The 23,020-nt window shown below is 59.7% G+C and carries 23 protein-coding genes; 15 read left to right on the forward strand and 8 right to left on the reverse strand.

Going from position 1 to position 23,020, the window contains the following annotated elements; genetic code table 11:
• Positions 1-33 precede the first annotated feature (33 nt).
• Together C8265_RS17695 and C8265_RS17700 are read left to right on the forward strand one after the other, a co-directional pair.
• A complete protein-coding gene (locus C8265_RS17695; protein WP_108485365.1) occupies positions 34-648 on the forward strand; it encodes a glutathione S-transferase family protein in 615 nt (204 codons plus the stop codon).
• Positions 641-1,471: a nitroreductase family protein gene (locus tag C8265_RS17700; protein ID WP_108485366.1), complete on the forward strand. Its 831-nt coding sequence runs from the start codon at positions 641-643 to the stop codon at positions 1,469-1,471. The genes C8265_RS17695 and C8265_RS17700 overlap by 8 nt, the downstream gene beginning before the upstream one ends.
• Here the strand turns inward: C8265_RS17700 and C8265_RS17705 are convergent.
• From C8265_RS17705 to puuE, 4 genes are all read right to left on the reverse strand, one after another.
• Complete coding sequence (locus C8265_RS17705; protein WP_108485367.1) at positions 1,468-3,066, reverse strand: thiamine pyrophosphate-binding protein; 1,599 nt, start codon at positions 3,064-3,066, stop codon at positions 1,468-1,470. The genes C8265_RS17700 and C8265_RS17705 overlap by 4 nt on opposite strands.
• A gap of 128 nt (positions 3,067-3,194) precedes the next feature.
• Positions 3,195-4,637 carry a uracil-xanthine permease family protein gene (locus C8265_RS17710; RefSeq protein ID WP_108485368.1) on the reverse strand — a complete coding sequence of 481 codons (1,443 nt, stop codon included), beginning with the start codon at positions 4,635-4,637 and terminating at the stop codon, positions 3,195-3,197.
• Positions 4,638-4,685: 48 nt separating this feature from the next.
• On the reverse strand, positions 4,686-5,177 hold the full coding sequence (locus tag C8265_RS17715; RefSeq protein WP_108485369.1) for an ureidoglycolate lyase: 492 nt from the start codon (positions 5,175-5,177) through the stop codon (positions 4,686-4,688).
• Entirely contained in the window at positions 5,174-6,586 is a 1,413-nt protein-coding gene (puuE, locus tag C8265_RS17720; protein WP_108485370.1) for an allantoinase PuuE, read from the reverse strand. Before puuE ends, C8265_RS17715 begins: the two co-directional genes overlap by 4 nt.
• Before the next feature lie 148 nt (positions 6,587-6,734).
• Between puuE and uraH the strand changes: the two genes are divergently transcribed.
• Positions 6,735-7,088, forward strand: a complete 354-nt coding sequence (gene uraH, locus C8265_RS17725) for a hydroxyisourate hydrolase (RefSeq protein ID WP_108485371.1) — start codon at positions 6,735-6,737, stop codon at positions 7,086-7,088.
• Here the strand turns inward: uraH and C8265_RS17730 are convergent.
• Positions 7,073-7,996, reverse strand: a complete 924-nt coding sequence (locus tag C8265_RS17730; protein ID WP_108485372.1) for a LysR family transcriptional regulator — start codon at positions 7,994-7,996, stop codon at positions 7,073-7,075. The genes uraH and C8265_RS17730 overlap by 16 nt on opposite strands.
• A 103-nt stretch (positions 7,997-8,099) precedes the next feature.
• Here C8265_RS17730 and C8265_RS17735 point away from each other — a divergent pair, with 103 nt between their 5' ends.
• On the forward strand, positions 8,100-9,332 hold the full coding sequence (locus C8265_RS17735) for a urate hydroxylase PuuD (protein WP_108485373.1): 1,233 nt from the start codon (positions 8,100-8,102) through the stop codon (positions 9,330-9,332).
• A 7-nt stretch (positions 9,333-9,339) separates the two neighbouring features.
• Here C8265_RS17735 and C8265_RS17740 read toward each other — a convergent pair whose 3' ends face one another.
• Positions 9,340-10,161: a bifunctional allantoicase/(S)-ureidoglycine aminohydrolase gene (locus tag C8265_RS17740; RefSeq protein ID WP_108485374.1), complete on the reverse strand. Its 822-nt coding sequence runs from the start codon at positions 10,159-10,161 to the stop codon at positions 9,340-9,342.
• 232 nt (positions 10,162-10,393) lie between these two features.
• Here C8265_RS17740 and phnD point away from each other — a divergent pair, with 232 nt between their 5' ends.
• The 8 genes from phnD to repC all read left to right on the forward strand — a co-directional run bounded on the left by phnD (position 10,394) and on the right by repC (position 18,454).
• Complete coding sequence (gene phnD / locus C8265_RS17745) at positions 10,394-11,368, forward strand: phosphate/phosphite/phosphonate ABC transporter substrate-binding protein (RefSeq protein ID WP_108485402.1); 975 nt, start codon at positions 10,394-10,396, stop codon at positions 11,366-11,368.
• Positions 11,369-11,464: 96 nt separating this feature from the next.
• Positions 11,465-12,256 carry a phosphonate ABC transporter ATP-binding protein gene (phnC, locus tag C8265_RS17750; protein ID WP_108485375.1) on the forward strand — a complete coding sequence of 264 codons (792 nt, stop codon included), beginning with the start codon at positions 11,465-11,467 and terminating at the stop codon, positions 12,254-12,256.
• Complete coding sequence (gene phnE, locus C8265_RS17755) at positions 12,253-13,071, forward strand: phosphonate ABC transporter, permease protein PhnE (protein ID WP_108485376.1); 819 nt, start codon at positions 12,253-12,255, stop codon at positions 13,069-13,071. The genes phnC and phnE (C8265_RS17755) overlap by 4 nt, the downstream gene beginning before the upstream one ends.
• Positions 13,071-13,886, forward strand: a complete 816-nt coding sequence (gene phnE, locus C8265_RS17760) for a phosphonate ABC transporter, permease protein PhnE (protein ID WP_108485377.1) — start codon at positions 13,071-13,073, stop codon at positions 13,884-13,886. The genes phnE (C8265_RS17755) and phnE (C8265_RS17760) overlap by 1 nt, the downstream gene beginning before the upstream one ends.
• Positions 13,887-13,888: 2 nt before the next feature.
• On the forward strand, positions 13,889-14,776 hold the full coding sequence (locus C8265_RS17765) for an HAD-IIA family hydrolase (RefSeq protein WP_240611133.1): 888 nt from the start codon (positions 13,889-13,891) through the stop codon (positions 14,774-14,776).
• Positions 14,777-15,049: 273 nt separating this feature from the next.
• Positions 15,050-16,228, forward strand: a complete 1,179-nt coding sequence (gene repA / locus C8265_RS17770; RefSeq protein ID WP_108485379.1) for a plasmid partitioning protein RepA — start codon at positions 15,050-15,052, stop codon at positions 16,226-16,228.
• Between the two features lie 3 nt (positions 16,229-16,231).
• Complete coding sequence (repB, locus tag C8265_RS17775) at positions 16,232-17,206, forward strand: plasmid partitioning protein RepB (RefSeq protein ID WP_108485380.1); 975 nt, start codon at positions 16,232-16,234, stop codon at positions 17,204-17,206.
• 171 nt (positions 17,207-17,377) lie between these two features.
• On the forward strand, positions 17,378-18,454 hold the full coding sequence (gene repC, locus C8265_RS17780) for a plasmid replication protein RepC (RefSeq protein ID WP_108485381.1): 1,077 nt from the start codon (positions 17,378-17,380) through the stop codon (positions 18,452-18,454).
• 74 nt (positions 18,455-18,528) lie between these two features.
• Here repC and bhcD read toward each other — a convergent pair whose 3' ends face one another.
• Positions 18,529-19,494 (reverse strand): iminosuccinate reductase BhcD, encoded by a 966-nt coding sequence (gene bhcD, locus C8265_RS17785; RefSeq protein WP_108485382.1) that lies wholly within the window; start codon positions 19,492-19,494, stop codon positions 18,529-18,531.
• A gap of 171 nt (positions 19,495-19,665) precedes the next feature.
• Here bhcD and bhcR point away from each other — a divergent pair, with 171 nt between their 5' ends.
• On the forward strand, positions 19,666-20,505 hold the full coding sequence (gene bhcR, locus C8265_RS17790) for an HTH-type transcriptional regulator BhcR (protein WP_108485383.1): 840 nt from the start codon (positions 19,666-19,668) through the stop codon (positions 20,503-20,505).
• Here bhcR and C8265_RS17795 read toward each other — a convergent pair.
• Positions 20,502-21,368 (reverse strand): PfkB family carbohydrate kinase, encoded by an 867-nt coding sequence (locus C8265_RS17795; protein ID WP_164512380.1) that lies wholly within the window; start codon positions 21,366-21,368, stop codon positions 20,502-20,504. The genes bhcR and C8265_RS17795 overlap by 4 nt on opposite strands.
• 99 nt (positions 21,369-21,467) lie before the next feature.
• Here C8265_RS17795 and C8265_RS17800 point away from each other — a divergent pair, with 99 nt between their 5' ends.
• Positions 21,468-22,334 (forward strand): dihydrodipicolinate synthase family protein, encoded by an 867-nt coding sequence (locus C8265_RS17800; protein ID WP_108485385.1) that lies wholly within the window; start codon positions 21,468-21,470, stop codon positions 22,332-22,334.
• On the forward strand, positions 22,327-22,983 hold the full coding sequence (locus tag C8265_RS17805) for a GntR family transcriptional regulator (protein WP_108485386.1): 657 nt from the start codon (positions 22,327-22,329) through the stop codon (positions 22,981-22,983). Before C8265_RS17800 ends, C8265_RS17805 begins: the two co-directional genes overlap by 8 nt.
• The last annotated feature ends 37 nt before the right edge of the window (positions 22,984-23,020 follow it).

Raw genomic sequence — 23,020 nt, forward strand, 5'->3', positions numbered from 1 at the left:
GGTAAAATCCGAAACTCTGGCAAAGGACTGCGCATGTTTACACTTTATTACGCCAAAGGCACGGCGGCCCTGCCCGTTCATATCGCATTGCAAGAGGCCGGCGCCGATTACGATCTGCGCCTGATCGAATTTTCCAACCAGGATCAACTCAAACCCGAGTTTCTGAAGATCAACCCGAAAGGGCGGGTGCCGGCCCTGGTGACGGATCAGGGTATCCTGACCGAAACGCCCGCCATTCTGGCCTTTATCGCGCAAAGCTTTGGCGCCGCGAACCTGATTCCGTCAACGCCGTACGGGTTTGCAAAGGCACAGGAATTCAACGCCTATCTGGCCGCAACGGTGCATGTGGCCCATGCCCACAAGATGCGCGGCACACGCTGGTCGGATGATGCGGGCTGTGTTGCCTCAATGCAGGCGAAAGTGGCACAAAACATGGCCGATTGCGCGGATTTCATTGAAAACAACTGCCTTGAGGGGCCGTGGGTGATGGGCGCGCAATATACCATTTGCGATCCGTATCTGTTTTTGATCGCGCGCTGGCTCAGGGGGGACGGGGTGGATGACACCGCATTTCCCCGCATTCTGGCCCACCGCGCCCGGATGGAGGCCCGCCCCGCCGTACAGGACGTGTTGAAACACCATGTCTGACCGGCTCAATGCCGCCCTGCGCGCGCGGTTCACCGATGCCCCCGATACGCCCGCAGATCTGGCCGGTAATGACGCGGTGCACACGATGGCCGCGCGCGGATCGTGCCGGGCGTTTCGCCCTGATCCGGTGCCGATGCCGGTGATCGAAACGCTGTGTGCGGTGGCGTTATCGGCACCGTCAAAAAGTGATCTGCAACAGCGCGACATCGTGATTGTTCAGGATCCGGCCCTGAAGGCGCAGATCGTGGCGCTGTTGTCGGCCCAGACATGGATTGCCGATGCGCCGCACCTGTTGGTGTTTTGCGCCAACAACCGCCGACAGCGGCAGGTGCACGAATTTCAAGGTTTGCCTTTTGCCAACGATCATCTGGATGCGTTTTTCAACGCCAGTGTCGATGCGGGCATCGCCCTGGGCAGTTTCGTGAATGCGGCCGAGGCGGCGGGCCTTGGATGTTGCCCGATCAGCACCATTCGCAACCATGCCGGGCAGGTCAGCGATCTGTTGCGCCTGCCCGATCATGTGTTTCCGGTGGCCGCCCTTGCCCTGGGCCATCCGGTCCGCGCGCCACGGATCAGCCCGCGCTTGCCCCTGCGCGCGACGGTGCATCATGACACGTTCAGCGATGACACCTTGGCCGAAGATTTGGCCCACTATGATGCCCACCGCGCCACGGTGCAGCCCTATCGCACACAGCGCAGCGCGGAAAGATACGGCACCAGCCCCGCCTATACCTGGTCAATGGACAAGGCCCGGCAGTACAGCCTGCCGGAACGCGCCGATTTCGCCGCCTTCATCAAGGCCAAGGGGTTCAACCTGGATTAATGGGCGGCCCCGCTGGGGGCGGCCAACCCTTCGATCTGGACATTGACACAGGCGGGCTTGCCGCTGTTCACCGCGCGCTCCAGCGCGGCGTCCAGATCGGCCAGATCGGTGACATATTCACCGTGCGCGCCCAATCCCCGCGCCGCCAGATCATAGCGCGCGCCGCTTAATTCGCACCCGATCAACCGATCCGGGCCATATTCGCGCATTTGTATCAGATGTTCGGCGTTCCAACGCCCGTCATTGCCGATGATCACCACATAGGGGCGGTGGGCCCGCACCGCGGTTTCAAATTCGGCAAAGTGAAACCCGACCGTGCCATCGCCCATCATCGCAAACACCGTGGCGTCAGGCAGCGCGCATTTCGCCCCCAGACCATAGCATAATCCGCCGCCAATCGCGCCGGAAATGCCGTTGATCACCCGGTGATTGGCGTGGGTTGCGGCCTGTGCCCATTGGCCAAATTCACCCCCATCGCAAATCATCACCGAGGTTTCGGCCTTTTCAACCTGCCGCTGCACGGCGGCGCACAGTTGCGCGGGGGTGATTTTGCCCGATGGTACGGTGTCATCGGCGCTGAAACTGCGCGCGCCGGTCAGGGTTGCAACCTCGTCTTGCCAGGCGTCCCCGCCCCCCTGCCCCGCATCAATCAGGGCCGCGATACTGTCGCGCGGATCGGCGGCGAAACAGGCGGTTAAGCGGGTGCCAAGATTGCGGTGGGCGCGGTCACGTTCGGCGGCGTCTGCCTGCACCACGATCCAGGTGCAATCGGGATCAACCAGATTGGCGGCCCCGAACCCCAGGGTGAAATCAACGGATTTGCCCAGGATCACCACCAGATCGCACCGCGCGAACGCCTTGGCAATATCGCCCAACATCGGGTCTTTGAACCCTCGCGGGCTTTCCATTGCGATCACCGGCGCGCCAAGGGCGGTTTGCAGATCGGCCAGATCGGGCGCGCGGGTGGCGTTCATTGCCGGGCCGCAAATCACCAGCGGGCGATTGGCCTGTGCAATCGCGCGGGCGATGGTTTTGGCCTCGGCCCCGGCCAATGGCATCGGTTCCTTGCCAAGGGCGGTCGGAATTATGCCGCCGGTTGCATCCGCCTCGACCAAATCGAAAGGCAGGGCCATGTGAACCGGCCCCGGTTGCCCCGACAAAGCGGTGCGCAGGGCGCGCGCCGTGTCGATGCCAAAATCCGCCGCGCGGATCGGGCGAAACGAAAGTTTCGTGACCGGTGCTGTCATCGGCACCTGATCCAGCTCCTGAAACGCGCCCCGGCCATCCTGGCCAATCGGGGAATCGCCGGTCAGCAAAAGCACCGGGGTTTGCGAGGCCGAACAGGTGAACAGCGCGCCCAGGGCATTGGCGGCCCCTGCCCCGGCAGTCACCATCGCCACCCCGACCGTGCCGGTCAGTTGCGCGTAAGCCTCGGCCATGAACACGGCGGCGGCCTCGTGGCGGGTGTGGATGATTTCGATTCCGGCATCGAAACAGGCATCGTAAATCGGCATGATCTGATTGCCCGACAGTGAAAATATACGCTCAACGCCCGCGGCCGCCAGCGTTTGAACCAAAAGATCCGCGCCTCGCATGATGTCTGTCCCCCCAGATGAATTTTGCGCCATCTGACTGTATATCGCCGCTGCCGTCCAGTGTTCGCCAACGCAAAAGGCCCGGCAATCCTGCCGGGCCTTTCCCTGTCATCTCCTGGCGCTCTGCCTCAGCGGTCTTTTTCCAACGAGCCAAGCCCGTGGCCCGCCATGCCGCCTGACACTTCCTCGGTCGATTCCCCGCTCAGTTCTTCGGGCAGGATCAGGTTCAGAACGATGGCAATCAGCGCCGCAGGCAACAGGCCCGATGTGGCCAGAATGCGCAGGGTTTCGGGCAGATATTGCACCGCCTTGGGATCAAGTTGCAGACCCAGACCCACCGACAGGGCAATGGCAAAGATCACCATGTTGCGCCGGTTCCAATTCACATCCGACAGCATCGAAATGCCCGCCGCCACAACCATGCCGAACATCACGATCACACCGCCGCCCAACACCTCGATCGGGACGGTGTTGATCACCGCGCCCACTTTCGGGATCAAACCACAGATGATCAGGAAGATCGCGCCGATGGTCACCACATGGCGGCTCATCACGCCGGTCATGGCGATCAGCCCGACGTTTTGCGAAAACGATGTGTTGGGAAATCCGCCAAACACACCCGCCACCGCCGAACCGAGCCCGTCGGCATAGGTCGCGCCGGTGATTTCGGCCTCGGTGGCCTCGCGCCCTGCCCCGCCTTTGGTGATGCCTGAAACATCGCCTACGGTTTCAACCGCCGACACGAATGCCATCAGACAAAACCCGACAACGGCGGCAATGCTGATTTCAAAGCCGTATTTGAACGGCATCGGAAAGGATACCGGCGCGGCGCGGTTCCAGCTGTTGGCGATGCCTTCGAATGTGACCATCCCCATGCCCAAGGCATAGACATAGCCAACCAGAATCCCGATCACCACGGCAGAAACCGCCAACATGCCCCTGGCATAAAATTTCAGCCCAAGGGTGACAAACACCACCACCAAGGCGGCAGACCAGTTCAACAGGCTGCCGTATTCGGGCAAATCGCGCGCTTTGGCCGGAACACCGCCTGCGGCATATTCGATACCCACCTTGACCAGCGCCAGACCGATCATCGTCACCACCAGGCCGGTGACCAAAGGTGGCAGGGCAAACCGGATCTTGCCGATGAACGTGGCGATAAAGGTGTGAAACAACCCGCCGATCACGACCCCGCCAAACAGCGCCGGAAGCGCCTCAACCCCCTTGCCCGCGACGAGGGGAATCATGATCGGGATAAAGGCAAAACTGGTGCCTTGCACGATCGGCAGGCGCGCGCCGACCGGGCCGAACCCGATGGTTTGAAACAGGGTGGCGACCCCGGCAAACAGCATCGACATCTGAATCAGATAGGTCATATCGGGAAAGCCCTGCGCCCCCGCATCCGAGCCAAACCCGAACCCCGCCGCTCCGGCGATGATGATCGCCGGTGTCACGTTGGACACGAACATCGCCAGAACGTGCTGAATCCCCAAAGGTATCGCGCGGTGCAGCGCCGGGGTGTAATTGGGATCGCGCAGCTGTTCTGGCGTCCCGATGGATGTATCGGCCAAAGTTAGTTCCTCCCTGAAAATTGAAATCCCGGTCTTTTTGCCGGTGTGTTAAACTGTGCCTTCGATCGTGAATGGTGTGTCGAACCAATGCTCTTGCAGATTCGGCCCCTCTCCGATCCGATCTACAACTGCGAATAATCCGGGGGCGTGCAGCGGCGTCAAAACCCCGTGCCAGATGTTGCGATGAAAATTCACCCCCTGCCCCGGCGTGGTGATAAACACCTGCGGCGCACCCGGGCGGCCCGCGTCATCGGGCGCGACCACCACCAGAAACGGGTGAAAACTCATCGGTAAAAACGCCTGACTGCCATCGGGGTGACGTTCCATCATATCCAGGGTGATGGGAAATGTGCGCGGCTCGGCCTGAAACAGGCTGATCCCGGTGCGCCCATCGCCCACATCAATGGTGGCGCGGTCGTGAAACCGGCCACACAGCCCCTGATTGATGATCTTGTCCGGCGCGCCTGATACCTCAAGCACATCGCCAAAGGCGGCGAAGGCGGCGGCGGTCAGCGGGGTGGGGTGCAACACCATGTTCATGCGCCCAGCTTTTCGATCAGACGCAGCTCGGCAATGCGCTCCACCTGTTTGCAGGCTTGGGCAAATTCGGTGTCTGTGTCGTTTTCAATCCGGCGGTGAAACGCCTCGGTGATCGATGCCTTGGTGTTGTCGCGCACCGCGATGATAAAGGGAAAGCCGTGTTTTTCCACATAGGCGGCGTTGAGCGATTGAAACATCGCGCGTTCTTCATCGGTCAGCGCGTCCAAACCCGCCCCGGCCTGTTCTGCCGTGCTTTCGGCGGTCAGTTGTCTGGCCGCGGCCAGTTTGCCCGCCAGATCGGGGTGGGCATTCAGCACCGCCAGACGCTGTTCGGGGCTGGCACGGCGAAACACCCGGGTCAGCGCGCTGTGCACGCCTTTTGCGCAATCGTGGGTCTGGCCCAACTCACCGTCAAACGCGGCCTCGGCGATCCACGGGCTGTGTTCAAAAATGCTGCCAAATTCGGCCACGAATGTATCGCGGTCCATATCCGATGGGCGGGTGCGGCGCTGATGAGGGTGGGTCTTGGCCCAATGCTGTGCAATTTCAAGCCGGGTGGCGAACCACACACCCTCGTGGGATTGGAAATATTCGATTGCCCGGCGCAAGGCGGCGGTGCGTCCGGGCCGCCCGGCCAACCGGCAATGTAGCCCGATCGACAGCATCTTGGGCGCGCCATCGCTGCCTTCTGCGTACAGCGTGTCAAAACTGTCTTTCAGGTAATCCTCAAACTGCCCGCCAGTGGTGAACCCGGCCTGAATCGCAAAGCGCATATCGTTGCAATCCATCGTATAAGGCACGATCAGTTGATCACGCCCGCCAATTTCCAGCCAATAAGGCAGATCATCGGCATAACTGTCGGCGACATAGGCGAATTGCCCGGTTTCGGCGGCCAGACGCACGGTGTTGTTGGAACAGCGCCCGGTGTACCAACCGCGCGGCGCCTCGCCCACCACCTCGGTGTGGAGCCGGATCGCCTCGGCGATCTGGGCGCGCTCTTCGTCCTCGGGCATGTCCTTGTGTTCGACCCATTTCAACCCGTGGCTGGCCATTTCCCACCCGGCCGATTTCATCGCCGCCACCTGTTCAGGGGCGCGGGCCAAGGCCGAGGCCACACCGTATACCGTGACCGGCAGATCGCCCAACAAACGGTGCAACCGCCAGAACCCGGCGCGCGACCCGTATTCATAGATCGATTCCATGTTCCAGTGGCGTTGCCCGGCCCAAGGCGCGGCACCGGTGATTTCCGACAAAAACGCCTCGGATGCCGGATCGCCGTGCAGGATATTATTCTCGCCGCCTTCTTCGTAATTCAGCACGATCTGCACGGCGATCTTTGCGCCACCGGGCCACTGGGCCGCGGGGGGCGTTGCGCCATATCCGGTCATATCACGGGGGTAACGGGGCAAGGCTGGCTCCTTTTTTCGGTTGTCTGTTGATAATCCAAAACAATCGGATTGTTTTTCAAAAAATATGCGAAGGACTGTCTTGCCGACGCTGATTTGCGCCCATCCTATCGCAAGGGATATAGAGAGGACATACACAAGGAGAGGCGCGATGACTGGATACCTGACCACCCATGTTCTTGACACGGCGCGCGGCTGCCCGGCGGCGGGCCTGAAGATTGAGCTGTTTCGGATCGACGGCGCGGCGCGCGATCTGTTGAAAACCCTGACAACCAATGCCGACGGGCGCACCGACGTGCAAATCCTGCCCGCCGATGAATTTGAAACCGGCACCTATGAATTGGTGTTTCATGCCGGGGCCTATCTGGATGCCAACGGCACGCCGCCCGAATCCCCCCGGTTTCTGGATCTGATTCCGCTGCGGTTTGGCATGTCGGAACAGGATCATTACCATGTGCCGCTGTTGCTGTCGCCGTTTGGATATTCAACCTATCGCGGCAGTTGATCCAACCCGCGCACGGCGTCTGAAATCCGCTCGATCACATAATCCATGAACAGCCGCGCCTTGGGATCCTGGCGTTTGCGGTGGGTGAACAGACAGGCCATTTGCACCGGCTCGGGCGGGGTGGCGGCGGCCACCACAACCAACCGCCCGGCGGCCAGATGATCGGCCACGGCGAAAACCGGTTTCAACACGATGCCTTCCCCGGCCAAGGCCCAGTCGGTCAACACATCGCCATCGTCGGATTCATAGCGCCCGGTCACGGCAAACCGTTTCGTCCCCTCCGGCGTGATCAGCGGCCATTGAAATTCGGTCGATCCGGGAAAGCGCAGGTTCAGACATTCGTGATTGTCGGCGATCAATGCCGCCCCATCCGCCGGATTGCCCCGCGCCGCAATATAGGATGGCGCCGCGCACAGCACCCGCGGCACATCGGCGATCTTGCGAATCCGTAATGTGCTGTCTTCCGGCTGACCCAGGAAAAACGCCAGATCCAACCCCTCGGAGGTCAGATCGACCTTGCGATCGGTCAGGCGCAGACGCAGTTGCACATCGGGATAGGCGGCCATGAACCCCGGCACGGCGGGCGCGATCAACCGTCGCCCCACGCCCAAAGGGGCCGCCACATGCAACGATCCGCGCGGATTTTCGGTGATGTTCACCACCTGCGCCTCGGCATTGTCCACCGCCTCGAGAATTTCACAGGCGCCTTTGTAAAACGCCTTGCCCTGTTCGGTGGGTGTTAAACTGCGGGTGGTGCGCTGAAACAGACGCACACTGAGATGTTCCTCAAGCTGGGAAATCCGCGACGAGGTCACAGCAGGCGAAATCCGCAAATCGCGCCCGGCGGCAGACATGCTGCCCAGATCGTAAACACGAACGAATGTGCGGATATTGTCGAGGTAAGACATTATTTTGATTTTTTTGATGCTGCTTGGTCCGATGACGGGATAGCAGGATAATACGCCGTCGCCTAGGCTGCTGCGAATTGTAGGACCAAAGAGGGAGAGAGCCATGTATGATCTGGCCATTATCTGGGATTGGATCGCGTTTGCCGTGCGCTGGTTGCACGTTATTACCGCGATGGCGTGGATCGGGGCGTCTTTTTTCTTTATCGCGCTGGATCTGGGCCTGCGCAAAGCGCCCAACATGCCCGCCGGGGCCCATGGCGAAGAATGGCAGGTGCATGGCGGCGGGTTTTACCACATCCAGAAATATCTGGTGGCCCCGGAAAACATGCCCGAACACCTGATCTGGCACAAATGGCAAAGCTATATCACCTGGGTGTCGGGTGCGGCGTTGTTGATGATTGTCTATTGGGTGGGGGGCGAACTGTTCCTGCTTGACCCGACCAAGGCCGATCTGGCGCTGTGGCAGGGGATTTTGATTTCCGGCGGATCGCTGACCATTGGCTGGCTGGCCTATGATGCGATGTGCAAATCGAAACTGGGTGAACAGCCTACTTTGCTCATGCTGTTGCTGTTCGCGATCCTCGTGATCATGGCCTGGGGGTATAACGAAATTTTCACCGGCCGCGCCGCGCTGTTGCATCTGGGGGCGTTCACCGCCACGATCATGACCGGCAATGTATTTTTTCAGATCATGCCGAACCAACGCATTGTTGTGGCCGATCTGATTGCCGGACGCACGCCCGATGCCAAATACGGCAAGATCGCCAAATTGCGCAGTACCCATAACAATTACCTGACCCTGCCGGTGGTGTTCTTGATGCTGGCCAATCATTATCCGCTGGCCTTTGGCACCGAATATGCCTGGATCATTGCCAGCCTGGTGTTTTTGACCGGCGTGACGATCCGGCATTATTTCAACACCATGCATGCCACCGGTGCCGGCCCGAATTGGACCTGGGCGGTAACCGTGATGCTGTTTATCGTGATCGCGTGGTTGTCGACCTATTCCGGCACCGAAACCCTGGAACAGGCCGAGGCGCGCGAACTCACCGCCTATGAACAACACTATGCCAGCGCCGATGGGTTTGAGGCGGCCTATGATACGGTGCGCGGCAATTGTTCGATGTGCCATGCGCGCGAACCGTTCTGGGATGGTATCCGCTGGGCCCCCAAGGGCGTGATGCTGGAAACCCAAGGCGACGTGGCCCGCCATGCGCGCCAGATCTATCTTCAGGCCGGGGTCAGCCATGCCATGCCGCCCCCCAATGCGATTGAAATGGAGGGCGAGGCCCGCGCCGCCATCGTGGCATGGTACAAGGCGGCGCAGATCGATTAAGCCGGGATCACAGGCTGAGGGGCATATGCCGGTTGACGTCTTTATAGAGCAGATACCGGAACGGCCCCGGCCCCCCGGCATAACACGCCTGCGGGCAAAACGCGCGCAGCCACATGAAATCGCCTGCCTCAACTTCGACCCAGTCGGTGTTCAGACGGTACACGCCTTTGCCCTCTAACACATACAGCCCGTGTTCCATGACATGGGTTTCCAGAAACGGGATCACCCCGCCCGGCTGCAGGGTCACGATCGTCACATGCATGTCATGGCGCAGATCGCCGGGATCGACAAACCGTGTCGTGGCCCAGGCGCCGTTGGTGTCGGGCATGACCGTTGGTGCGATATCCTGTTCATTGGCGATCACCACATCGGGCGCGTCCAATCCATCAACCCGTTGATATGCCTTGCGCACCCAATGAAACCGCAGTGTTTCATCGCCTTTGTTGTGCAAGGTCCAATCGGCACCGGCGGGCAGATAGGCATATCCGCCGGGGGCCAGAACATGGGTGTCACCGTTGACGGCCAACGTCGCGCTGCCGCCAACCACAAACAACACCCCTTGCGCCGCCATGTCGGTTTCGGGCCGGTCCGACCCGCCGCCGGGCGCGACCTCCATTATATATTGCGAAAAGGTTTCGGCAAATCCGCTGAGCGGGCGGGCAATGACCCACAGGCGGGTGTTTTCCCAGAATGGCAGAAAACTGGTGGTGATGTCGCGCATCGTGCCTTTCGGGATCACCGCATAGGCCGGGTTAAACATGGCGCGATCTGTCAATAATTGCTGTTGGCCGGGGTGGCCGCCCATGGGGGCATAATATTTTTCTGTCATAAAACATCCTTACAGGTGCGGTAGGTGCAGGCCAAGTATGGGCGGGCCATCCGGTGCAAACCACCTGCATCTATACGACAACACCTATTGAAAGGATTTGAAAATCTTGACGAAAATCCAAAAACAGCGCCCCGACACCGTTCGCGCGCGCAAGGAACACGCCATGTCGATCAATAACATCTTTGTAAAATGCAAATTTGCCGTTAGCGTCTTTCAACAGGGAGGAACAAAAATGAAAACACTGAATACACTGATGTCCGGAGCGGCACTTGCGCTGATCATGGCGGTGGCCGGTCCCGCCGCCGCGCAGGATTGTGAACGCGGCGATCTGGATGAGCGGTTTTGCGATGTCGATGGCGATATGCTGGCGGATTCGCCAACCGATGAATCGCAACTTGTGGACCCCAGCACCCTGGTCTTTGCCTATACCCCGGTCGAGGATCCGGCGGTGTACAAAACCGCATGGGCCGATTTTCTGACCTATCTGGAAGAAAAAACCGGTAAATCGGTCGCCTTTTTCCCGGTACAGAACAACGCCGCCCAGATCGAGGCGATGCGCTCGGGTCGGCTTCATATTGCCGGGTTCAATACCGGGTCAAACCCCTTGGCCGTGAATTGCGCCGGGTTCAAACCCTTTGCCATCATGGCGGCCGAGGATGGTACGTTCGGGTATGAGATGGAAATCATCACCCATCCCGGATCAGGCATCGAAACCCCCGCCGATATCAAAGGCAAAAAACTGGCCTTTACCGCGCCAACATCCAATTCAGGCTTCAAAGCCCCCAGCGCGATCCTGAAGGCCGATTACGATCTTGAACCCGATCGTGATTTTGAACCGGTGTTTTCGGGCAAGCACGACAATTCGATCCTGGGCGTCGCAAACAAGGATTATCCCGCCGCCGCGGTCGCAAATACGGTGATCACACGGATGATCGCCCGCGATGTGATCAAGGAAGATCAGGTAAAGATGATTTACCGCTCGCAAACCTTTCCCACCACGGGATACGGCACCGCGCATAATCTGAAACCTGAATTGCGTGAAACCATCCGCGATGCCTTCTTCAGCTTTGACTGGAGCGGCACCAGCCTGGAAGAGGAATTTGGCAAAGGCGGTGAAACGCAGTTCATTCCGATTGATTACAAGGGTTTCTGGGAAGTCATCCGCAAAATTGATTCGGCAAACGGCGTCAGCTACGCCTGCCAGTAAGATATCTTTTCAAGGTATCGTTGGGGCGGTTCGGTTCGGACCGCCCCACACATATGAATCAACGAAAAAGTCATAAAAACAAAACGGGGGCATGGTATGCTGCGGCTCGACAAGCTGGTAAAGACATACAAGACCGGGGATCAGGCGCTGAAGGCGGTTGAATTGGAAATTCCCGAAGGCCAGGTTGTGGCGCTGATCGGCCCGTCGGGGGCCGGAAAATCAACCCTGATCCGCTGTATCAACCGGTTGGTCGAACCGACCTCGGGCAAGGTGTATCTGGGCACTGTGGAACTGACCGGGCTGTCCTCGGGGGCGTTGCGGCGGGAACGCCGCCGCATGGGGATGATTTTTCAGGAATACGCCCTGGTCGAACGCCTGTCGGTGATGGAAAACGTTCTGTCGGGGCGGTTGGGTTATGTCGGGTTCTGGCGGTCATTCCTGCGGCGATATCCGCAATCGGATGTGGACGAGGCATTTCGGCTGCTTGATCGGGTCGGGCTGGCCCATATGGCCGACAAACGCGCCGATGAACTGTCGGGCGGGCAACGCCAGCGGGTCGGCATTTGCCGCGCGCTGATCCAGAATCCGGCGCTGTTGCTGGTGGATGAGCCCACCGCATCGCTTGATCCCAAAACCAGCCGCCAGATCATGCGCCTGATTTGCGAGCTGTGCAAGGAACGCGGATTGGCGGCCATCATCAACATTCACGATGTCGCCTTGGCGCAGATGTTTGTGCAACGGGTGATCGGCCTGCGTCTGGGTGCGGTCGAATTTGATGGCCCCCCCGAGGGTCTGACACCCGAGGTTCTGACCACGATCTATGGCGAGGAAGATTGGGAAGCCACCATCGAAGCGGTGGAAGACGATGAAGACGAGGCCGCAGAATGAGCGATACGTTCGATGTTCAGGCCCGATTGGGCAAACCGTGGAAAAAACCCCCGTTTGTGCGGCGCGCCTGGCTGCGCTGGACCCTGATTGTGGGTTTTGTCGCCTATCTGGTTGCCGCCTACCTGACGATAGATATCAACTGGACCCGGGTTTATGAAGGGTTGGAACGTGGCAAACAGTTCGTTCTGGCCTTTACCAGCCCCGATTTCACCACCCGGTCTGGCGATATTTATGCCGGCATGGTGGAAAGCATCGTGATGACCGTGACATCCTCGGTGGTGGGCATCGCCATTTCCATTCCCATCGCATTGGGCGCGGCGCGCAATATCGCGCCTTTGCCGATCTATCTGATCTGTCGCGCCATCATTGCCGTATCCCGCGCCTTGCAGGAAATCATCGTGGCGATTTTGCTGGTGGCGATTTTCGGCTTTGGCCCTTTGGCCGGGTTTCTGACGCTCAGCTTTGCAACCATCGGATTTCTGGCAAAACTTCTGGCCGAAGACATCGAAAGCATGGACAAGGTACAGGCCGAGGCGATCCGGGCATCGGGCGCAAAATGGCTGCAATGGGTCAATTACGGCATTCAGCCCCAGGTGATGCCGCGCCTGATTGGCCTGTCGATTTACCGGTTCGATATCAATTTCCGCGAAAGCGCGATTTTGGGTCTGGTTGGCGCGGGGGGCATCGGCGCCACCCTGAACACCGCTTTTGACCGCTATGAATACGACACGGCGGCGGCGATCCTGTTGATCATCATCGTGATTGTCATGGCATTGGAATACCTGTCAGGCATCATTCGCGCGAGGGTTCAATAATGCCGGTAACAGATCACAACGGCACGAAACTGTGGCAGCGGCGCACAGCCCGCGAAAGCCTGTCCCATTGGGTGATGTGGCTGATCGGCGTGGCGATCTTTGCCTATTGCTGGCAACGGATTTCCGAAACCACCACCTGGTTCTTTGTCTGGGATGCCCCGCGCATCGCGGGCGATCTCTGGGCCCGGGCCACCCCGCCGAAATGGGACTATATCGCGCAATTGGGCAAACCCATCTGGGACACTCTGAACATCGCCACCCTTGGCACGCTTATCGCGCTGGTTCTGGCGATTCCGGTGGCGTTTCTGGCGGCGCGCAACACCACGCCGTCAAAACTGTTCATCCGGCCGATTGCCTTGCTGATCATCGTGTCGACCCGGTCGATCAATTCATTGATCTGGGCGCTGTTGCTGATTGCGATCATCGGGCCGGGGGTGTTTGCCGGGGTGATTGCCATTGCCATCCGGTCGGTCGGATTTTGCGCCAAACTTCTGTATGAGGCGATCGAGGAAATCGATGACACCCAGGTTGAGGCGATCACCGCCACCGGCGCGTCGCGCTGGCAGGTCATGGCCTATGGCATCGTGCCGCAAATCCTGCCCGCCTTTGCCGGAATCGCGGTATTCAGGTGGGATATCAACATTCGTGAAAGTACGGTGTTGGGACTGGTCGGCGCGGGCGGTATCGGGCTACAACTGTCGGCATCGTTGAATGTGCTGGCCTGGCCGCAGGTGTCACTGATCCTGCTGGTGATTCTGGTGGCGGTTGTGGTGTCAGAATGGGTTTCGGCAAAAGTAAGAGGCGCGATCATTTGAATATGGAACTGGCCTTTGCGGCCTATGAAAACGTGCGGGCCCGGCTTCCGGGTCCGGCACGCGATGCGGCCTGTATCGCCCTGCCCGATCTGGATGCGCTGGCCGATGATATGGATACCTTTCTTTTGGATGCGTTCGGGGTGCTGAACATCGGGGAAACCGCGATTGCCGGGGTGCCTGAACGGGTGGCGCGGCTGCAACAGGCGGGCAAACGGGTGATTGTGGTGTCCAACGCCGCCGGATACCCCCATGCCGATCTGATGGCGAAATATGCGCGTCTCGGCTATGATTTTGCCCCCGAAGACGTGATCACCAGCCGCAAGACGATCTTGCATGGTCTGGCACAGGAACCGGCGCGCCACTGGGGGTTGATGGCCAATGCCGCCTTGGGGCGGGGCGATCTGGAATCCCTTGATGTGGCCTATCTGGCCGATGATCCCGCCGATTATGACCGCGCCGAGGCGTTTTTGCTGCTGGGCAGCGCGGTATGGACACCGCCGCGTCAGGCGATGCTGATCGATGCCTTGCGCCGCAATCCGCGCCCTGTCTATGTGGGCAACCCCGATATCGTGGCCCCCCGCGAAGACGGGTTTTCAACCGAACCGGGCCGTTTTGCCCATGATCTGGCCGATGCCACGGGCGTGGAGCCGAAATTTTTTGGCAAACCCTTTGGCAATATCTTCGATCTGGCCTTTGCCCGGATCGGCGCGGTCGACAAATCGCGCACGGTGATGGTGGGCGACAGCCTGCACACCGATATTCTGGGCGGTCAGGCGGCAGGGCTGAAAACCGCGCTGATCGCGGGATTCGGGTTTTTCGCCGGGCACGATGTGCAAGATCCCATCGCCACCTCGGGGATTCGGCCCGATTACATTCTGGCGCGCCCCTGATCGGGGCGCACCCACCGCCGCATTTGCGCCGCGACAGGCACTGTTGCGGCCCAAAATGCGCCCCATCCCCCGTTTCAGTGCCGTTTTTGCGCCCCCTGCCCCGTGGCGCTGGGGGTGTGTCACTATTCTCTTGCCGGAATCGCAAAACTGTTGCACATAAATACGGAGGCAAATGAATAAAACGGCATTCACCGTAACAATGGCACGGCCAACGGGGAACTGACCGATCGGCGGACACCCGGGCGCACCCGGCACAAAACAGGCTCTAACCCCATGTCAGAGACTTCTTCCCGGATCGACGCCCTGGTTGGCGATCACGCGCAACGGTTATCCGAGCGGCTTCAGGCGCACCGCGCCCAGTTGTTTCCCCCCGATGCCAAACGCGCGTTGCGCAAATTCACATCGGGCGAAGTGGCCGATCTGTTGGGGGTCAAAGATGCCTATTTGCGCAAGCTTAGTCTCGATGGCAAAGGCCCGTCGCCCGAAACCCGGGCCGGGGGGCGGCGGTTTTACAGCCCCGAAGACATTCAGGCCCTGCGCACCTATCTTGAGGCGGGGGCCAAGGTGCCCGGCACCTATCTGCCCGGCCGCAAACCCGGCGATAAATTACAGGTGATCACCGTCATCAATTTCAAGGGTGGGTCAGGCAAAACCACCACAGCGGCGCATCTGGCGCAGAAACTGGCGCTCGATGGCTATCGGGTTCTGGCGATTGATCTTGATCCACAGGCGTCGCTTTCGGCGCTGCATGGGTTTCAGCCCGAATTCGATCTGCTGGATGGCGGCACCCTGTATGATGCCATCCGCTATGATGATCCGGTGCCTTTGGCACAGGTCATTCAGAAAACATATTTCACCAATCTTGATATCGTGCCGGGCAATCTGGACCTGATGGAGTTCGAACACGACACGCCCCGCGCGCTTGCCAACCGCGATGGCACCCTGTTTTTCACCCGCGTCGGCGAAGCGTTGGGCAGTGTCGAATCCGAATATGATGTGGTGGTCATTGATTGCCCGCCCCAACTTGGGTTTTTGACCATGTCGGCCCTTTCGGCGGCAACGGCGGTGTTGGTCACGGTGCATCCGCAGATGTTGGATGTGATGTCGATGTGCCAATTCCTGCTGATGACATCAAATCTTCTGGGTGTGGTCGGTGAGGCGGGCGGCGATATGTCCTATGACTGGTTGCGTTATGTTATAACGCGGTATGAACCGGGCGACGGCCCACAAAACCAGATGGTCAGCTTCATGCGATCGATGTTTGGCGATCATGTGCTGAACCACACCGCCCTGAAATCCACCGCCATATCCGACGCGGGAATCACCAAGCAAACCCTGTATGAGGTTGAGAAATCGCAATTCACCCGTGCGACCTATGAACGGGCTGTTGAGAGTTTGAATGCAGTAAATGGTGAGATCGCGGATTTGGTGCAAAAGGCATGGGGGCGTTAACCGATGGCACGCAAGGATTTACTCAAAGGGCTGATGGCCCCTGCCCCGTCCAAAACCGGGCCCGAAACCGACCCCGAACCAGAGCAGCGTGTGGATGTGGCGCGCCCCCGGTATAGCGGCGGCGCCATCGGCGCGGTCAGCCAATCGATTGCCGAACTCAAAAGCCGGTCGGTCAGTGATATCGATAGTGCGCTGATTGACGATGGCGGGTTGATCGACCGGATCGATCTGGAAGATCCCGATCATGCGTCCCTGCGCGATTCAATCAAAACCCACGGTCAACAGGTGCCAATCCTTGTGCGCCCCCATCCCCAATCGCCGGGGCGGTTTCAGATCGTTTATGGCCGCCGCCGTCTGGCCGCGCTGCGCGATCTATCCCTGCCCGCGCGCGCCTTGGTGCGTGATCTGGATGATCAGGCGGTGGTCATGGCCCAAGGGCAGGAAAACTCGGCGCGCAAGGATCTGACCTTTATCGAAAAGGTCAATTTTGCCCGGCAAATGCGCGCGGCGGGTTATCCGCGCACCGCGATTTGCGACGCACTTACCCTGGATAAAACGGTGATTTCGCGGATGCTGACGATTGCCGACAAAATCCCCATCGACGTGATCGAACTGATCGGATCGGCCCCGGCGGTGGGCCGGGATCGGTGGGGCGCGCTGGCCAAACGGTTTGACGCAGGCACCACCGATCTGGCCACGGCGCGCGATCTGGTCGCCGCCCTGCCCCCATCGGCCACGTCGGACATGCGGTTTGATACGGTTCTGGCCGGACAGCGCACAGTCGCCAAAACGCCCGCCCCGCCCCGCGAAACCCTGAACACCGCAGAAGGTAAACCCATCGCCCGGATCACCCGAAAATCCGGCGCGCTGACCCTGACCCTGCCGCGAAAAGACAGCGGCGGGTTTGAGGATTGGTTGGCCGAGCATCTTATCGACATTCACCGCGATTGGGCCAAGGCCCGCGGTGAGGAAACGTAAACAAAACCCTAACAGGAGGCACGATTCGACAGAACCAAAGCAAAAGGCCCCCCAAGATACATCCCGAGAGGCCCTTTTTCGATAACTGAACACCATCGAAAATAGCCATTCGTTGACAGCTGTCAACACCGTCTTGTGGGCGAAAGCAAAAGTTTTGCCGCGTGACAGCAAATGAAACACATTTCAACGATGTCCATCGGGCAGCGATCCCAGATGGTTTGCCCAAAGCCAGACGCCATCGGCCATGATAAATGGCAGTTGTTTGAACAGGTCTGCATCGCGCGCAAACACCACGGGGTCAGCGACCGCGACCTCAGCGTTCTTCACGCTTTGTTAACGTTTCATCCCAACCGATATCTGCAGGATGACACCCAGATGACGGTGTTTCCCTCAAACAAAACCCTCAGCACCCGCGCCCATGGCATGGCCGAAAGCACCCTGCGCCGGCATCTGGCGGCACTGGTGCGGGCGGGATTGATCGAACGTCAAAACAGCCCCAATGGCAAACGCTATGCCAAACGCGGCGCGGGCGGTGTGATCCGCCATGCCTATGGGTTCAACCTCGGGCCTCTGGTTCAGCGGGCCGTTGACATCGCCCAAGCGGCACAGATGACGCAGGAACACGAACAGCACCTGCGCGATCTGCGCGATGAGATCCTGATCCTGCGTTGGGAGATTGAACAATCCGCACAGGCCGCCAACAATCATGACCTGGTGGCGCAAATGACCGGAATCAAACGTGTCCTGCGCCGCAAACTGGACGGCGCTACCTTGGCGCAAATGCACGGCACTTTGCGCGAAATCCACGGGGCAGTCATACAATCCGAACCCCCCGAAACAGAAAAAACAAGCGCCACAAACGCCCAAAATGAGCGGCACAATCAGAGTTCAGATAAGGATATATCTGAAGAAAAGACCGAAACCCCAAGCCTGAGCCAAATCACAACCGCCGTTCCCGATTTGAAAACGTATTTTGGCAATGAAATATCGACTTGGGATCGGTTGTTCCAAGCGTCGGGAACGCTGAGTGCGATGATCGGGGTTACAAAACAAACCTGGGCCGAGGCGATACATGTGATGGGGCCGAAACAGGCGGCAATCGCGGTGGTTTGCATTCTTCAACGTGGGGCCGAAATCAAAAGCCCCGGTGCCTATCTGCGGCGATTGGTGCAAAAGGCCAGTCTGGGTGATTTTACAGTCGGACCAATGGTGAATGCCCTGTTAAATCAGCGCACGGTAAATAGTTGACAGCTGTCAACCTTTCACCGTGCGGTGCAAAGAATGGCGGACAGGGGTGTGATACGCGCCCTGCCCTGCATCCGCTAGAAATCAACCTCGATCGCCACGCCATTGGCTATGGCCGTGTCCACGACAGCGGCGGCAACGGCAAGATCCTGCAACCCGACGCCTGTGCCATCGAACAGGGTGATTTCATCGTCAGAGCTGCGGCCGGGGTGGGTGCCGTTGATCACTGCGCCCAATTGGTTCACATCGGATTCGGCGATCAGACCCTGGGCGACAGCGTGCTGCGCCTCGCCAATGGAAACCGCTTGCGCGACTTCGTCGGTAAATACCGTGGCGCGGGCCAACAGGGCGGCTTCGACCTCTTGTTTGCCTTTGGTGTCGGTGCCCATACAGGCGATATGGGTGCCCGGTGCCACATGATCGGCCATCAACGACGGCGAAAACGCCGAGGTGATTGAGATGATGACATCGGCGCGCTGCATCGCGTCAAGGTTCACCGCCTCAAACGGCAGGCCTGCCTCGGTTGCGACCTTTTCGATGTTGGGCAACATATCCGGGTGGTAATTCCAACCGATCACCTTTTCGAATTGGCGCTGTTCCAATGCGGCGCGCAGTTGGAATGTGGCCTGATGGCCCGCGCCGATCATGCCGATGACTTTGGCATCCTTGCGCGCCAGATGTTTGATTGACACCGACGATGCAGCCGCCGTGCGCAGGGCGGTCAACAGATTGCCGCCGACCATGGCTTTTACCCGACCGGTATCGGGGTCAAACAAAAACACGGTGGATTGGTGATTGATGATGCCCTGTTTGGCCAGGTTGTTGGGCCAATATCCCCCCGCCTTTAACCCCAGGGTCAGACCACTGCGATCAAATCCGCCCTTGAACCCGTACAGTGCATCTTCGTGACCAATCGCCTCGCGCACTACGGGAAAGTTATAGGCATCACCGGCGGCCATGGCGGCAAACACCTTTTCCACAGCATCAAAAGATGCGGCGCGGGTGACTAGATCGGCAATCTCGCGTTCGGGAACAATGAACATTGTAGGCTCCTTGAAAATCAATGGTTTGCGCGATCATAGGCGAAAGGGCAGGGCGGGGGAAATTTTTTGAAACCGGGGGCATGGGCAGCAGGGCGCGTGAAAATGGCGTATTGTCAGGGGGTTGCATTTTTCATACGGTGAAATGATTTTTCTATTTGGGGGGGCTGCACGATGAGCATTGATGACACAGGCACACGGCGCGCCCGGGGGCGGCCGCGCGGATGGGATGACAAGACCGCGCAAAATACGATCAAATCCCTGGATCGTGCGATGGAAGTGTTCGAGTTTCTGAGCAAGGAACAAGGCAAGGCATTATCGACCATTGCCCAGCAAATGGGGCAATCCCCGGCCACGGTGTACCGGATTTTGATCACGCTTGAGGGGCGCGGATTGGTTGAATTCGATCCTGTCGAACAGGTGTGGCACATCGGGGCGCGGGCCTATGTGATCGGCGCGCGGTTCTTGCGCCGCACCAGTTTGGTTGAGAGGGCGCGCCCGGTGTTGCGCCGGTTGATGGAGGACACCGGCGAAACCGCCAATCTGGGCATCGCGCGTGACAATCTGGTGCTGTTTGTCAGTCAGGTGGAAACCCATGCCACGATCCGCGCGTTTTTTCCGCCCGGCACATTGTCACCGATGCATGGATCGGGAATTGGCAAGGCGTTGTTGGCGGAAATGGACGCGGCACAATTGGCGCGCACCCTGTCGGCGCACCCGCTCACGGCATTCACAAGACACACGATCACCGATCCCGACCGTTTGCGCGCCGATCTGGCCGCAGCGCGGGCGCGGGGATTTGCCATTGATGGCGAGGAGAAAAACATCGGGATGCGATGCATCGCCGCGCCGGTGTTTGATGTGAACCGTGAGGCGGTGGCGGGCATATCGGTATCGGGCCCGACCAGCCGGGTTGGCGTGGATCAGATTGATCGGTTGGGCGCGCATGTGATTGCGGCGGCGCGTGCGCTGACCCATGCGATTGGCGGCACAGAGGCGGGGCAGGGGGGTTAGCCGCCCAGCAATGCGTTGACCTGATCGGCGGTGGGCATGGCACCGGCATGGGCCACCTTTAACGCGGCGGCGGCATTGGCGTGGCACACGGCGGTGATTTCACGATGCCCCGCACCAAGCGCAAGGGCAAACGCCCCGTGCCACACATCGCCCGCGCCCAGGGTGTTGACCGGGGTGGCGGGAAATGTTGCCACCTCATGCAAGGCCGAGCCGTCATGGCACAACACCGGCGCGCTGCCCCGTGTAACCGCCACCCAAAGCCCCAAACTGCGCGCCACCTCCGCCAAGGTATCGGCATCACAGGCACCGGCGAAATCGGTCAATCCCTGTTCGGAAAATACGATATGGCTGGCCGCATCCACCGCATCCTGTGCCACGCGGACCGGGCTTTCGCCATCCAGAATCGCGGGTTTGCCCGCCGCCTGCGCCGCGCGCAAAATATCGGCGCCGCCACCGGGCCAGCGGGTATCGACCAGCGCGGCATCAAAACTGAACGGCAGATCGAAGGTATCGGGAAACAGCGCATCATCGCGGTGATTGATCACCGTGCGTTCGCCATCGGCCCCGACAATCACCGCCGAACGGGCCGTGCCGACACCCGCAATCGTGTGCAGATGATCGGTGCCGATGCCCCGGTCTTTCAGGGCGGTGTGCACGAAATCGGCCAAAGCATCCTCGCCCACCGCGCCCGCCACGCTGGCCTGTCCGCCAAGGGCGGCAATCGCCGAGGCGGCAAAGAACGCCCCGCCCCCCGGTGCCATATCGGTGGCACTGGCGCGGTTTTTCGTGCCCTCAACGGGAAAAGCATCGGTGTGAAAGGTGAAATCGACGGTAATCAGACCGCCGCACAGGATATGGGCCATGGGGTGCCTTTGCTCTATCATCTGATGACTGTGTGACATGTTAGCTTGACAGTCAATGATCAGTCCGTAACATCAGGGAAAGTACAACTTGGGGGTGAGATGTCCAAAATCGGTATTTCGGTGGCGTTGCTGACGCCGTTCACGCAGGATGGCGGCATTGATACCGCGCTTTTGGCCAGCCATGCGCGCCATGTGGTCGACCAGGGCGCGCGCGGTGTCACCGTGTTCGGCACCACCGGCGAGGGGGCTTCGATCGCGCTGAATGAACGGCCCGCCGCGTATCGCGCGATTCTTGATAACGGGATTGCGCCGGATCGGGTGTTTTCCGGCCTGTGCGCCACATCCTTGGGCGATACATTGGCGCAGATCGATCAGGCGCTGGAATTTGGCATTGAAACGTTTTTGTTGCTGCCGCCCTATTATTTCCCCGCGCCCGGCGATGCGGGATTGCGCGCCTGGCATGAAACCCTGTTCGCACAGGCCGATCCGCGGGCGAAATTCATCCTTTATCACATTCCTCAAATCACCGCCGTGCCTTTGTCGGTTGATCTGGTTCGCGGGCTGCGGGCCGATTATCCCGACCGGGTGATCGCGATCAAGGACAGTTCGGGGCAATGGGCCAATACCGAACAATTGCTGGCGGGTGGCGATATTGCGGTGCTGGTCGGGGATGAGCGGTTTTTGCACCGCGCGATTCCGCTGGGTGCGGCGGGGTCGATCTGTGGCATGGCCAATTTGCATCCTGCGCGTCTGGCCGCGCTGTTTGACACGGCGGTTGAGGATGAGGCGCTGTCGCGTCAGGTGGATGCGGTTGTGTCCGGCCCGGTCATTCCGGCGCTGAAAGCGTTGATGGTGCGCGATACGGGCAATGCGGCCTGGGCCAATATCCGCCCGCCTTTGGCCCCGTTGGACGATGCGGCGCGCGATGCCGTGCTGGCCCAAAGTGCAAAGCCCGCCGGTGTCTAACACCGCCGATGCCCGCGCGCGTGATCACGCCTATTCCAGCTTTACCCAAAAGCTGTTGGCGAAGGATATCGCGCCGGGCCAGATCGTGTCACAGCGCGAATTGGTGGAACTGACCGGTATGCCTTTGGGCGCGATCCGCGAAATGATTCCCCGGCTTGAGGCGGACGGGCTGATTCAAACCGTGCCCCAGCGCGGCCTTCAGGTGCTGAGCATTGATCTTGATCTGGTGCGCAACGCGTTTCAGTTGCGCCGCATCATCGAGGGCGAGGCGATTGCCGTGTTCTGTGCCCAGGCCAGTGACGATGAAATCGCCCGTATCACCATCGAACACGAAGACATGCGCGCCCAGGCGATTGCCGGGCTGACGCCCGAATTGTTGGACCGCGCGCAACAGATGGACTGGGCGTTTCACGACCGGGTGGTGGATGCCATGGGCAACCGGATCATTTCGGATATCCACCGGGTCAACACCATGAAAATACGGCTGATTCGCAATTCTGACACGCGGATACTGCCGGAATTGGCGGTGTCGGTTCTGGATGAACATCTGGCGGTGATCCGGGCCCTTTCGGCGCGTGATTGTGCCGGGGCCGTGGCCGCGATACACACCCATATCAACAGTGCAAAGCGCCGCGCGCTTGGCCTGTAAACAGAATTTTCGCAGATGGAACCTGCGGGAAAAGCGG

This window comes from Oceaniglobus ichthyenteri, assembly GCF_003057885.1.
Taxonomy (GTDB): Bacteria; Pseudomonadota; Alphaproteobacteria; order Rhodobacterales; family Rhodobacteraceae; genus Oceaniglobus; species Oceaniglobus ichthyenteri.

Excerpts from the sequence above, each read along its gene's own strand:
- C8265_RS17695 (WP_108485365.1), top strand. The coding sequence starts at position 34 with ATGTTTACACTTTATTACGCCAAAGGCACGGCGGCCCTGCCCGTTCAT.
- C8265_RS17700 (WP_108485366.1), top strand. The coding sequence starts at position 641 with ATGTCTGACCGGCTCAATGCCGCCCTGCGCGCGCGGTTCACCGATGCC.
- C8265_RS17705 (WP_108485367.1), bottom strand. The coding sequence starts at position 3,066 with ATGCGAGGCGCGGATCTTTTGGTTCAAACGCTGGCGGCCGCGGGCGTT.
- C8265_RS17715 (WP_108485369.1), bottom strand. The coding sequence starts at position 5,177 with ATGAACATGGTGTTGCACCCCACCCCGCTGACCGCCGCCGCCTTCGCC.
- uraH (WP_108485371.1), top strand. The coding sequence starts at position 6,735 with ATGACTGGATACCTGACCACCCATGTTCTTGACACGGCGCGCGGCTGC.
- C8265_RS17730 (WP_108485372.1), bottom strand. The coding sequence starts at position 7,996 with ATGTCTTACCTCGACAATATCCGCACATTCGTTCGTGTTTACGATCTG.
- C8265_RS17735 (WP_108485373.1), top strand. The coding sequence starts at position 8,100 with ATGTATGATCTGGCCATTATCTGGGATTGGATCGCGTTTGCCGTGCGC.
- C8265_RS17740 (WP_108485374.1), bottom strand. The coding sequence starts at position 10,161 with ATGACAGAAAAATATTATGCCCCCATGGGCGGCCACCCCGGCCAACAG.
- phnD (WP_108485402.1), top strand. The coding sequence starts at position 10,394 with ATGAAAACACTGAATACACTGATGTCCGGAGCGGCACTTGCGCTGATC.
- phnC (WP_108485375.1), top strand. The coding sequence starts at position 11,465 with ATGCTGCGGCTCGACAAGCTGGTAAAGACATACAAGACCGGGGATCAG.
- phnE (WP_108485376.1), top strand. The coding sequence starts at position 12,253 with ATGAGCGATACGTTCGATGTTCAGGCCCGATTGGGCAAACCGTGGAAA.
- phnE (WP_108485377.1), top strand. The coding sequence starts at position 13,071 with ATGCCGGTAACAGATCACAACGGCACGAAACTGTGGCAGCGGCGCACA.
- C8265_RS17765 (WP_240611133.1), top strand. The coding sequence starts at position 13,889 with ATGGAACTGGCCTTTGCGGCCTATGAAAACGTGCGGGCCCGGCTTCCG.
- repA (WP_108485379.1), top strand. The coding sequence starts at position 15,050 with ATGTCAGAGACTTCTTCCCGGATCGACGCCCTGGTTGGCGATCACGCG.
- repB (WP_108485380.1), top strand. The coding sequence starts at position 16,232 with ATGGCACGCAAGGATTTACTCAAAGGGCTGATGGCCCCTGCCCCGTCC.
- repC (WP_108485381.1), top strand. The coding sequence starts at position 17,378 with ATGAAACACATTTCAACGATGTCCATCGGGCAGCGATCCCAGATGGTT.
- bhcD (WP_108485382.1), bottom strand. The coding sequence starts at position 19,494 with ATGTTCATTGTTCCCGAACGCGAGATTGCCGATCTAGTCACCCGCGCC.
- bhcR (WP_108485383.1), top strand. The coding sequence starts at position 19,666 with ATGAGCATTGATGACACAGGCACACGGCGCGCCCGGGGGCGGCCGCGC.
- C8265_RS17795 (WP_164512380.1), bottom strand. The coding sequence starts at position 21,368 with ATGGCCCATATCCTGTGCGGCGGTCTGATTACCGTCGATTTCACCTTT.
- C8265_RS17800 (WP_108485385.1), top strand. The coding sequence starts at position 21,468 with ATGTCCAAAATCGGTATTTCGGTGGCGTTGCTGACGCCGTTCACGCAG.